The organism is Pseudomonas endophytica (assembly GCF_001411475.1).
Lineage (GTDB): Bacteria > Pseudomonadota > Gammaproteobacteria > Pseudomonadales > Pseudomonadaceae > Aquipseudomonas > Aquipseudomonas endophytica.
The window spans coordinates 26,239-37,777 of sequence record NZ_LLWH01000169.1 but is presented as its reverse complement, the minus strand read 5'-3'; the positions used below and the strand labels follow the sequence as shown (position 1 = coordinate 37,777).

The following is an 11,539-nucleotide window of genomic DNA, read 5'->3' as shown; positions in this document are numbered from 1 at the left end:
CCGATCCCCAAAACACGGTGTTGCTGCTTGAGGCGGGTGGGCAAGACAACTACCCGTGGATCCATATCCCCGTGGGCTACCTGTATTGCATTGGTAACCCACGCACCGACTGGTGCTTCAAAACCCAAGCTCAACCGGGCTTACAAGGCCGAAGCTTGAGTTACCCGCGCGGCAAAGTGCTGGGCGGCAGCTCTTCGATCAACGGCATGATTTACATGCGCGGCCAGGCCAGTGACTACGATCGCTGGGCAGAGATGGGCAACCCCGGCTGGTCTTGGAAAGACGTGTTGCCGCTGTTCAAGCGCAGTGAAAAACACTTTGCTGGTAACTCTGCGCTGCACAGCGCCGATGGCGAATGGCGCGTTGAGCAACAGCGTTATTCCTGGGCGATTCTGGATGCCTTTCGCGATGCTGCGGCGCAAAACGGGATCGCCAGCGTCAATGACTTCAACGGCGGCGACAACCAAGGCTGTGGCTACTTTCAAGTCAACCAGCGGGCCGGTGTGCGCTGGAACGCCTCAAAAGCATTTATACGGCCCGTGCTTAAACGCCCTAACCTGACCGTGTTGACCGGTGTACAGGTCGACAAAGTGCTGCTCGAAAACCGCCGTGCCACCCACGTGCTGACTCGCTGGCAAGGGGCTGAGCATACCTTTACGGCGCGCCGCGAAATAACCTTGTGTGCGGGAGCGATTGGCTCACCCGGCATCTTGCAGCGTTCAGGCATTGGCCCTCGCCCGCTGCTCGAAAGTTTAGGGATAACCGTGCAACACGAGCTGCCCGGCGTGGGCGGCAATCTGCAAGATCACCTGCAACTGCGCCTGATCTTCAAGCTGACCAATGCCCGAACCCTTAATCAGGTGGCCAACAGCTTGTGGGGCAAAGTCGGTATGGGCCTGCGTTATGCTTACGATCGCAGTGGTCCATTGGCCATGGCCCCGAGCCAGTTGGGCGCATTTGTTAAATCCGATCCAGATCAGCCTTCGGCCAATTTGCAGTACCACGTACAGCCGCTATCGCTGGAACGTTTTGGTGAACCGCTGCACACCTTCCCCGCGTTTACCGCGTCGGTGTGCAATCTGCGCCCCAAAAGCCGGGGTCGAGTCGATATCTGTTCGGCCAACCCGGATGATGCGCCCCTAATTGATCCCAACTACCTGAGCCATCCCGACGATCTGAAAGTCGCCGCCGATGCGATACGCATTACCCGACAAATCGTCGCCAGTTCTGCCCTGCAAACCTACAGCCCCGAAGAGTACTTGCCCGGCGCCGCCCTGCAAACCGAACAAGAGTTGTACGAAGCTGCCGCCAAAATTGGTACGACGATTTTTCACCCAGTGGGCACATGTCGCATGGGGCAAGACGAGCAAGCCGTGGTTGATGCTGAATTGCGTGTGCATGGCATCGCAGGCTTGAGGGTCGCAGATGCGTCAATCATGCCGAACATCGTGTCGGGTAATACCTGTTCGCCCACCTTGATGATCGGCGAAAAAGCCGCGCAATTGATTCTGGCCACATCCTTTAACGCACTGGAGAAAGAAGCAGGTATTAGCCGTACTGCAGCAGTACCGGTCGCCTAATAGCGATCGTGGTTTCGGTCGCAGTCATCCGAAACCAACAGTGGAAAACAACAATAATCACTGTGGCCCATAGGGCTGAGGACATTGAATATGTCGGACTCAATTACGCAATCGGCAGCCGTCCCCGAAAAGGGAAGGACCGGCCGTGAAGAACGAAAAATCATCTTCGCGTCATCCCTCGGGACGGTGTTCGAGTGGTATGACTTTTTCTTGTATGGCGCTTTGGCGACCGTGCTCAGCAAGCAGTTTTTTGCTGGGGTCAACGACACCACTGCGTTTATCTTTGCCTTAATGGCCTTCGCCGCTGGCTTTTTGGTGAGACCGTTCGGGGCCTTGGTGTTTGGCCGCTTGGGCGACATGATCGGGCGAAAATACACCTTCCTCATGACCATCATTCTGATGGGCATATCAACCTTTGCGGTCGGCTTGCTACCCACGTACGCCAGCATCGGCATCGCTGCGCCGATCATGCTGGTGCTGCTGCGGATGCTCCAAGGGCTGGCGTTAGGCGGTGAATATGGCGGTGCGGCGACCTACGTTGCCGAACACGCAGCTCCCAAGAAGCGCGGCTTTAACACCAGTTGGATTCAATCCACCGCGACCTTGGGCCTGCTGCTGTCTTTGATTGTGGTGTTGGGCTGCCGTTACCTGACCGGCGATCAATTTGAGGTGTGGGGTTGGCGCTTGCCGTTCCTGTTGTCCATCGTGCTGTTGGGCATCTCAACCTGGATCCGCATGAGCATGCACGAGTCGCCTGCCTTCGCGAAAATGAAGGCAGAAGGTAAAACCAGTAAGTCGCCGATTCGTGATTCCTTCGGCAAATGGGAAAACCTGAAAATCGTTCTGATCGCTTTGTTTGGCATCAACGCCGGTCAAGCCGTGACCTTCTATGCGGCGCAGTTCTATGTGCTGTTCTTCCTCACCCAGATGCTCAGGATTGATCCGGCTCAGGCCAACATGCTGCTGATTATCAGCGTGGTGATCGGTGCACCGTTCTTCATCTTCTTTGGTTGGTTATCGGACAAAGTCGGGCGTAAACCGATTCTGATGCTTGGCTTACTGCTGGCCACAGTGCTGTACTTCCCGCTGTTTAAAGCCCTCAGTCATTACGCCAACCCGCAAATTGATATGGCCAGCCGTCAGTCGCCGATTGTGGTCATCGCCGACCCTGCGAGCTGCACTTTCCAGTTCGATCCTGTGGGTAAAGCGCGGTTTGACAGCCCGTGCGACAAGGTCAAAACCTTCTTGGTCAAACAAGGTCTGCCTTACACCTCGCAAGCCGCTCCGGCGGGCGCAGATGTGCTGGTAACGATTGGTGAGCAACAGATCATCGGGTTTAACGAAGCCGCCCTGCGTGAAACCGTAGCCGCTGCTGGCTACCCGGCCAAAGCAGACCCAAGCGCCGTGAATGAACCGATGGTGGTGCTGATCATGGTCATGCTGACCCTCATCGCTACCATGACCTACGGGCCACTGGCCGCGGTTATGGTTGAACTGTTCCCGACGCGCATTCGCTACACCTCCATGTCCCTGCCCTACCACATTGGTAACGGCTGGTTCGGCGGGTTCCTCCCGACCGTGTCCTTCGCGCTGGTGGTCTACACCGGGGATATTTTCTACGGCTTGTGGTACCCGGTAGTCATCACCGGGGTGAGCTTTGTGGTGGGGATGTTGTTCCTTAAAGAAACCAGAAACGTGAATATCGACAAAGTTTGATATCGACCCGTAGGAGCTGCCGCAGGCTGCGATCTTTTACAGATCAAAAGATCGCAGCCTGCGGCAGCTCCTACGGGGATAAACAGGCATAAAAAAACCGACCATGAGGTCGGTTTTTTTAGGCGTTAGAAAAACTTATGCACGTTTTCTGTTTAAAAGTCATACCTATAAATAAGCATATAAATCATAGAGTTATGCATTTATTTAAAAAGAAATCCAAAACTTGTGCACACGTTATCCACAATTGGCTCAGCTCACCGCTGTTTCTTCTTGCAACGGCACAGGCGGTAATGAACCCAAGGCCCGCTGAGTGTTTTCATTCCAAGCTTGGACCCGCTCGTTCAGTTCAGCAATCGCCCGTGGGCCGCTGCCGTTGGCGAACATCGGCTGGCCGATAACCACCTCAATGGTGCCGGGGCGCTTGGCCCAGCCGGTCTTGGGCCAGTACTTGCCTGCGTTATGCGCAATGGGCAGTACTGGTAACTCAGCGTTAACCGCCAGCGCAGTACCGCCCCTAGAGAACTTGCCGACCTGACCGTACGGCACACGCGTGCCCTCCGGGAAAATCAGCACCCAGACATTGTCCTTGAGCAGCTCATCGCCTTTTTTGGCGATGTCTTTAAGGGCCGCTTTGGGGTTGTCCCGGTCTATCGCTATCGGGCGCAGCATGGCCATCGCCCAGCCAAAAAACGGCACGTAGAGCAATTCACGCTTGAGTACCTGACTCAACGGCTGGAAGTAGGCCGAGAGAAAAAACGTCTCCCAGGTACTTTGATGGTTAGCCAGAATCACACACGGGCGCTCCGGGATATGTTCAGCCCCGGTGACCTTAACGTTGATCCCTAAAAACACCCGTGTCAGCCACAACGCGCAGCGGCACCAGTACACGTTGATGAAGCGATAACGTGCTGGGAACGACATAAAGGGAGCAACAAAAAAACTCAGCGAGCACCACAGCAGAGAACTGGTGCCCAGCAGCAGGTAAAAGAAAAAAGTTCTGATGGCCTGCAGTATCGACATAGCGACTTTTACCGTTGCGGATAAAGCATGAATGAACACCTGCGCGCCCAAGGGGCTGGCGCGTGCTCAAACCTGCTCTATTTGTGAATAAGTTCTGCGGCGACTGCCGCCAGATCGTCAAATATTAAGGTATTAACCGGTAACACTTTGGCCAAAGTTTGTAGGCCCTTTCCGGTTTTTACCAAAACTGGCTGAGAATCGACGGCTTGTGCAGCCTGTAAGTCACCGAAACTGTCGCCCACAAACCAGCATTTGGTCAGATCAGCACCGTAATGCGCAGCAATGGTGTGCAACATCCCCGGTTTTGGCTTACGGCAGGCGCAGCCTTCGTCGGGCCCATGAGGGCAGTACACAATCAGGCCAAGCTCGCCACCCTGCTCTGCCACCAGCGTGCGCAAGCGCGCGTGCATGGTATCCAGCGTGGCGAGGTCGTAGTAGCCGCGAGCAATGCCGGACTGGTTGGTTGCGACCGCAACCGTCCAGCCCGCCTTGCTCAACTGCGCGATGGCCTCGATCGCGCCGGGGAGTGGAATCCACTCCTCGACAGACTTGATGTAAGCGTCGGAGTCGTAATTGATGACGCCGTCCCGATCAAGAATCAGCAGTTTCAACGTCAGCCCCTTAGCTCAGCAACGAGATATCAGCAACGCCCAAGAACAGGCCGCGCAAGCGCGCCAACAAGGCGTAGCGGTTAGCCCGAACACTGGCGTCGTCGGCGTTGATCATCACCGCTTCAAAGAATGAGTCTACCGGCTCGCGCAGCGCGGCCAGACGGGTCAGTGCTTCGTTGTATTGACGTGCGGCTGCCATTGGCTGGACCGCTTCGTCGGCCTTTTGAATGGCCGAATACAGCGAAAACTCGCTGGCGTTGTCAAAGAACTTGGCTTCTACCGTTGTCGAAACTTTGCCTTCAACTTTGCCCAACAGGTTCGAGACGCGCTTGTTCACGGCGGCCAGCGCTTCAGCTTCTGGCAACTGACGGAAGGCTTGAACGGCTTGTACACGTTGGTCGAAGTCCAGCGCCGAGCGCGGCTGCAAGGCACGAACCGACAGGTAGGTTGCCACGTCCACGCCTTCGTCTTCGTAACGCGCGCGCAGGCGGTCGAAGATGAAGTCCAGCACCTGCTCGGCCAGACCGGCCGATTTGATCTTGGCGCCGAACGCCGACACGGCGAAATTCACCGCTTCGGTCAGATCGAGGTCGAGCTTTTTGTCGATCAAAATGCGCAAGATACCCAGCGCTGCACGACGCAGTGCATACGGGTCTTTGCTGCCGGTCGGCAGCATGCCGATACCGAAAATACCCACCAAAGTGTCGAGCTTGTCGGCGATAGCCACCGCGGCCCCGGTCAGGGTTTCTGGCAACTCAGCGCCCGCGCCACGCGGCATGTATTGCTCGTTCAGCGCCAGCGCGACATCTTCGGGCTCGCCATCATTGAGGGCGTAGTAATAACCGGCAATGCCTTGCATCTCCGGGAACTCGCCGACCATTTCAGTGGCTAGGTCGCACTTAGACAGTAAGCCTGCACGTGCTGCGCGCTGCGCGTCGCCGCCAATGTGGGGGGCGATAAACGCCGCCAACTTTGAGACACGCTCAGCCTTGTCGTAAACACTGCCCAGTTGAGCTTGGAACACGACGTTTTGCAGGCGCTGGTTGAAGCTTTCCAGTGGCTGTTTTTTGTCTTGCTTGAAGAAGAACTCAGCGTCGGTCAGACGTGGGCGAACCACCTTCTCGTTACCCGAGATGATCTGCGTCGCATCTTTACTCTCGATGTTCGCCACCGTGATGAAACGCGGCAGCAGCTTGCCCTCTACGTCCAGCAGGCAGAAATACTTTTGGTTGTCCTGCATGGTGGTGATCAGGGCTTCTTGCGGCACATCCAAGAAGCGCTCTTCAAAGGAGCACACCAGCGGCACCGGCCATTCAACCAGCGCGGTGACTTCATCGAGCAGGCTTGGTGGCACGATAGCGGTGCCTTCTTGCAGCGTTGCCAGTTCGGCCACACGCTTGGCAATCAGATCGCGACGCTCATTGAAGTCGGCCAGCACGTGGGCTTTGCGCAGGTCTTCGAGGTAGTTGGCCGGCGCGGAGATCCGCACGTTCTCTGGGTGGTGGAAGCGGTGACCACGGGAGTCACGACCGGCCTTTTGCGCGAGAATCGTGCAGTCGATCACTTCATCGCCCAGCAGCATCACCAGCCATTGGGTTGGACGCACGAACTCTTCTTTACGCGCACCCCAGCGCATACGCTTAGGGATGGGCAAATCGTTCAGCGAGTCTTCAACGATAGTCGGCAGCAAGCTTGCGGTTGGCTTGCCGATGATCACTTGGCTGAAACGCAGTTTTGGGCCGCTCTGGTCAATTTCGCTCAGCTCAACGCCGCACTTTTTGGCAAAGCCCAGCGCGGCTTGCGTCGGGTTGCCTTCAGCGTCGAACGCCGCCTGGCGAGGCGGGCCGTCGATGTTGATGCTGCGATCAGGCTGTTGCGTGTCGAGTTGGGTCAGCAGCACGGCCAGACGGCGCGGTGCGGCGTAGACTTTTTTCGCCGTGAAGTTCAGACCCGCGCTTTGCAGGCCTTTTTCAATACCGGCCAAAAAGGCCTCGGCCAAGGTATTAAGGGCTTTTGGCGGCAGTTCTTCAGTGCCCAGTTCAACCAGAAAATCTTGAGCACTCATTGTGCAGCCTCCAACTTAGCCAACACTTCATCACGCAAATCAGGTGGAGCCATCGGGAAGCCCAGCTTGGCGCGTGCTTCGAGATACGCCTGAGCCACCGAACGTGCCAAGGTACGCACACGCAGGATGTACTGCTGACGCGCAGTCACCGAGATCGCCCGGCGTGCGTCCAGCAAGTTAAAGGTGTGGGATGCCTTGAGGACCATTTCGTAGCTAGGCAGCGGCAGCGGCTGGTCGAGTTCGATCAGGCGCTTGGCTTCGCTTTCATAGAAATCGAACAGCTCAAATAACTTGTCGACGTTGGCGTGTTCAAAGTTGTAAGTCGACTGCTCGACTTCGTTCTGATGGAACACATCGCCGTAGGTCACTTTGCCGAACGGGCCGTCAGTCCAGATCAAGTCGTAGACGGAATCTACGCCTTGCAGGTACATCGCCAAGCGCTCAAGGCCGTAAGTAATTTCGCCGGTGACGGGGTAGCACTCAATGCCGCCTACTTGCTGGAAGTAAGTGAACTGTGTGACTTCCATACCGTTGAGCCAGATTTCCCAGCCCAGACCCCAGGCGCCCAGCGTTGGCGACTCCCAGTTGTCTTCCACAAAACGGATGTCGTGAACCAGTGGGTCTAGGCCGATGTGCTTCAGGGAGCCCAAGTACAGCTCTTGGAAGTTAGGCGGGTTTGGCTTCAATACCACCTGGAACTGGTAGTAGTGCTGTAGACGGTTAGGGTTTTCGCCGTAGCGGCCGTCAGTCGGGCGACGACTGGGCTGCACATAAGCGGCGTTCCAGGTTTCTGGGCCCAGAGAGCGCAAAAACGTGGCGGTATGGAAAGTGCCGGCGCCCACTTCCATATCGTAGGGCTGAAGCACCACACAACCTTGCTCGGCCCAGTATTGCTGGAGGGCGAGGATCAAGTCTTGGAAGGTACGCACTGCTGGCGTAGGCTGGCTCACAAATTCACCTGTTTCTTGGGCTGCGATTTAAAGAGCGGGAGTATACCCGATTCGGTCGCGCCTCCACCTCTTGGAGCCTATATGCCTCGTTGTTTCTGGTGCCCTGACGACCCGCTGTACGCGGACTATCACGATCAAGAGTGGGGCGTGCCGTTGCGCGATGCGCATGCGCTCTTCGAGTTGTTATTGCTCGAAGGGTTCCAGGCCGGTTTGTCATGGATTACCGTTTTGCGCAAACGCGAGCATTACCGCAAGGTCATGTTTGGCTTTGACGTGCAGCGCTTGGCCGCCATGACAGACGCCGAAATAGAGACGTTGCTGCTGGATCCGGGGATCATTCGCAACCGTTTGAAAGTCGCGGGTGCGCGGCGCAATGCCCAAGCCTGGCTGGCGCTCAAAGATCCGGTTGAGTTCCTGTGGTCCTTTGTGGGCGGCACACCCAAGATCAATCATTTCACCGAACGGCATGAGTTCCCAGCGGTGACCCCCGAAGCCGAAGCCATGAGCAAAGCGCTGAAAAAAGCCGGGTTCACCTTCGTCGGTCCGACCATTTGCTACGCCTTTATGCAGGCTAGCGGCATGGTCATGGACCACGCCACCACGTGCGACCGCTACGCTGAACTGTCCAACGCCGGTTAGAATGCCAGCCCTACGCAAAACCTGTAGGAGCTGCCGCTGGCTGCGATCTTTAAAATCTAAAAATCGCAGCCTGCGGAAGCTCCTACAGTGAATTTACGATTTTTGTGAGAGAAAGCCCTGTGGAAAAGTTTAAAGGCGCCTTGCTGGTCGGGGCTTTGCGGTTATTTGCCATGCTCCCTTGGGGCGCGGTGCAACACGTCGGATCGGCCATTGGCTGGCTGATGTGGAAACTGCCCAACCGCTCGCGCGAGGTGGTACGAATCAACCTAGCCAAATGCTTCCCCGAGATGGATCCGGTCGAGCGTGAGCAACTGGTCGGCCAAAGCCTCAAAGACATCGGCAAAAGCCTGACCGAGAGCGCGTGTGCATGGATCTGGCCCGCTCAGCGTTCGATTGATCTGGTGCGCGAAGTCGAAGGTCTGGACGTACTCAAAGACGCACTGGCTTCAGGTAAAGGCGTGGTCGGCATCACCAGCCACTTGGGTAACTGGGAAGTGCTTAACCACTTCTATTGCAGCCAGTGCAAACCGATCATTTTTTACCGGCCACCCAAGCTCAAAGCGGTGGATGAACTGCTGCGCAAACAGCGCGTTCAACTTGGCAACCGCGTGGCCGCGTCGACCAAAGAAGGCATCTTGAGTGTCATTAAAGAAGTGCGCAAAGGCGGCCAGGTCGGGATCCCGGCAGACCCGGAGCCTGCCGAGTCAGCGGGCATCTTCGTACCGTTCTTAGGCACCAAGGCCCTGACCAGCAAGTTTGTGCCTAACATGCTGGCCGGCGGCAAAGCGGTGGGCGTATTCCTGCACGCGGTGCGCCTACCGGACGGCTCGGGCTTCAAGGTTATTTTGCAGGCGGCGCCAGAAGCCATGTACAGCGAAGACACCGAAACCGCCTGCGCAGCCATGAGCCACGTGGTGGAAACCTACGTTCGGGCGTACCCGAGCCAATACATGTGGAGTATGAAGCGCTTCAAAAAACGCCCACCGGGCGAGGCACGCTGGTACTAACCCTGCCCCAACCCCAACCCCGTAGGAGCTGCCGCAGGCTGCGATCTTTTGATGTTGCGATCAAAAGATCGCAGGCTGCGCCAGCTCCTACAAAAATAGAGATGCACCCAAACACCGTGCGCGATGGTGTTAATCGCAGCCTTTGTGCCTCGTCAGCGACTACAGACTTAGCCCGTTTGCTGCGCGCAGTGTGGCGTATGGACGACAGGGAATCTCCTAGAGGGGTTTTTGGGGGGTGTTAGGGCTGCTGCTTATCCAGCTTCTTCAAGAACACGGTCATTTCTTTTTCGGCCTGTTTGTCGCCATGCGCTTGCGCAGCATTTAAGCCCTGCTCCCACGCCGTCCGCGCTGCTGCACGATCCCCAGCCGCCAAGTGGGCCTTGCCTAATAACTTCCACGCCGCTGAATACTTAGGGTCAAACGCTACGCATCGTTGCAAATGCTCCGCCGCCTTGAGGTTATCCCCAAGGTCGAGATAACCCTTGCCCAGCCCAAAGCGCAGCAATGCGTTATCCATACCCTTGCCCAGCATTTTTTCCAGTGATTCCAACATCCGTGTCTCCTTAGAAAAAACTCAACCCCACGTGGAATAGCTTCTCTACGTCGCGAATATGCTTTTTATCCACAAGGAACAAAATCACGTGATCGCCCGCTTTGATCAGCGTTGCATCGTGGGCAATCAGTACTTCTTCGTCGCGAATTATCGCGCCAATCGTAGTGCCCGGTGGCAGGTTGATTTCACCAATGCGGCGCCCAATCACTTTGCTCGATTTGGAGTCGCCATGAGCAATCGCCTCAATGGCCTCTGCCGCACCCCGGCGCAGCGAGTGCACGCTGACGATATCGCCACGGCGCACGTGGGCCAGCAACGTACCAATGGTGGCTAACTGCGGGCTGATGGCGATGTCGATTTCGCCGCCCTGAATCAAGTCCACGTAGGCCGGGTTATTGATGATGGTCATCACCTTTTTCGCACCTAGGCGTTTGGCCAGCAACGAGGACATGATGTTGGCCTCATCGTCATTGGTCAGGGCCAAAAACAGATCGGCATCGGCGATGTTTTCTTCGAGCATCAAGTCGCGGTTTGAGGCGCTACCTTGCAGCACCACTGTGCTGTCGAGGTTGTCAGACAAATAGCGGCAACGCGCGGGGTTCATCTCGATAATTTTGACCTGATAACGGCTTTCGATTGCCTCGGCCAAACGCTCGCCAATCTGCCCGCCACCGGCAATCACAATGCGTTTATAGCTTTCGTCGAGGCGGCGCATTTCGCTCATTACTGCGCGAATGTTGGCCTTTGCCGCGATGAAAAATACCTCGTCGTCCGCTTCAATCACGGTGTCGCCACGCGGCGTGATAGAGCGGTCGCGTCGGAAAATCGCCGCGACCCGGGTGTCTACATTCGGCATGTGCTCGCGCAACTGGCGCAATTGCTGGCCCACCAACGGGCCGCCGTAGTACGCCTTAACCGCCACCAGTTGGGCCTTGCCTTCGGCAAAGTCGATCACCTGCAACGCGCCGGGGTGTTCGACCAGGCGCTTGATGTAGTTGGTCACAACCTGCTCAGGGCTGATGAGTACATCGACCGGAATCGCGTCGTTATCAAACAGCTCTTCGCCACGTGTCAGGTAGGCCGATTCGCGGACTCGAGCGATTTTAGTGGGGGTATGAAACAGGCTGTAAGCCACTTGGCAGGCAACCATGTTGGTCTCGTCGCTGTTGGTCACGGCCACCAGCATATCGGCGTCGTCAGCCCCGGCCTGGCGCAATACATTGGGCAGCGAGGCGCGGCCCTGCACGGTACGAATGTCGAGACGGTCGCCCAAATCGCGCAGGCGGTCGCCATCGGTGTCGACCACGGTGATGTCATTGGCCTCGCTGGCCAAATGCTCTGCCAGCGTGCCGCCGACCTGCCCTGCACCGAGGATGATGATTTTCATGCCGTGATTTC

10 protein-coding genes are annotated in these 11,539 nt (G+C 56.7%); 4 read left to right on the top strand and 6 right to left on the bottom strand.

Annotated features, from left to right (window positions below; translation table 11 throughout):
* Together AQS70_RS12955 and AQS70_RS12950 are read left to right on the top strand one after the other, a co-directional pair.
* Nucleotides 1-1,580 (top strand): GMC family oxidoreductase (locus AQS70_RS12955; protein WP_055103173.1); only part of this gene is annotated, 1,580 nt, incomplete at its 5' end.
* Nucleotides 1,581-1,670: 90 nt separating this feature from the next.
* Nucleotides 1,671-3,296, top strand: a complete 1,626-nt coding sequence (locus AQS70_RS12950; protein WP_055103171.1) for an MFS transporter — start codon at nucleotides 1,671-1,673, stop codon at nucleotides 3,294-3,296.
* A 249-nt stretch (nucleotides 3,297-3,545) separates the two neighbouring features.
* Here the strand turns inward: AQS70_RS12950 and AQS70_RS12945 are convergent, their stop codons facing one another.
* The 4 genes from AQS70_RS12945 to glyQ all read right to left on the bottom strand — a co-directional run bounded on the left by AQS70_RS12945 (nucleotide 3,546) and on the right by glyQ (nucleotide 7,942).
* The gene (locus AQS70_RS12945; RefSeq protein ID WP_055103170.1) at nucleotides 3,546-4,316 is read right to left on the bottom strand and encodes a lysophospholipid acyltransferase family protein; all 771 of its coding nucleotides are present in this window, start codon (nucleotides 4,314-4,316) and stop codon (nucleotides 3,546-3,548) included.
* 77 nt (nucleotides 4,317-4,393) lie between these two features.
* A complete protein-coding gene (gmhB, locus tag AQS70_RS12940; protein ID WP_164488189.1) occupies nucleotides 4,394-4,933 on the bottom strand; it encodes a D-glycero-beta-D-manno-heptose 1,7-bisphosphate 7-phosphatase in 540 nt (179 codons plus the stop codon).
* A 4-nt stretch (nucleotides 4,934-4,937) separates the two neighbouring features.
* Nucleotides 4,938-6,992: a glycine--tRNA ligase subunit beta gene (glyS, locus tag AQS70_RS12935; protein WP_055103168.1), complete on the bottom strand. Its 2,055-nt coding sequence runs from the start codon at nucleotides 6,990-6,992 to the stop codon at nucleotides 4,938-4,940.
* Nucleotides 6,989-7,942 carry a glycine--tRNA ligase subunit alpha gene (gene glyQ / locus AQS70_RS12930; RefSeq protein WP_055103167.1) on the bottom strand — a complete coding sequence of 318 codons (954 nt, stop codon included), beginning with the start codon at nucleotides 7,940-7,942 and terminating at the stop codon, nucleotides 6,989-6,991. The genes glyS and glyQ overlap by 4 nt, the downstream gene beginning before the upstream one ends.
* 81 nt (nucleotides 7,943-8,023) lie before the next feature.
* On the opposite strand from glyQ, the gene AQS70_RS12925 reads away from it, so the two are divergent.
* A complete protein-coding gene (locus AQS70_RS12925) occupies nucleotides 8,024-8,581 on the top strand; it encodes a DNA-3-methyladenine glycosylase I (protein ID WP_055103166.1) in 558 nt (185 codons plus the stop codon).
* A gap of 119 nt (nucleotides 8,582-8,700) precedes the next feature.
* On the top strand, nucleotides 8,701-9,588 hold the full coding sequence (locus tag AQS70_RS12920) for a lysophospholipid acyltransferase (protein WP_055103165.1): 888 nt from the start codon (nucleotides 8,701-8,703) through the stop codon (nucleotides 9,586-9,588).
* Between the two features lie 238 nt (nucleotides 9,589-9,826).
* Here the strand turns inward: AQS70_RS12920 and AQS70_RS12915 are convergent, their stop codons facing one another.
* Together AQS70_RS12915 and trkA are read right to left on the bottom strand one after the other, a co-directional pair.
* Nucleotides 9,827-10,141 (bottom strand): tetratricopeptide repeat protein, encoded by a 315-nt coding sequence (locus AQS70_RS12915; RefSeq protein WP_055103164.1) that lies wholly within the window; start codon nucleotides 10,139-10,141, stop codon nucleotides 9,827-9,829.
* 10 nt (nucleotides 10,142-10,151) lie between these two features.
* The gene (gene trkA, locus AQS70_RS12910; protein WP_055103163.1) at nucleotides 10,152-11,528 is read right to left on the bottom strand and encodes a Trk system potassium transporter TrkA; all 1,377 of its coding nucleotides are present in this window, start codon (nucleotides 11,526-11,528) and stop codon (nucleotides 10,152-10,154) included.
* Between the last annotated feature and the right edge of the window lie 11 nt (nucleotides 11,529-11,539).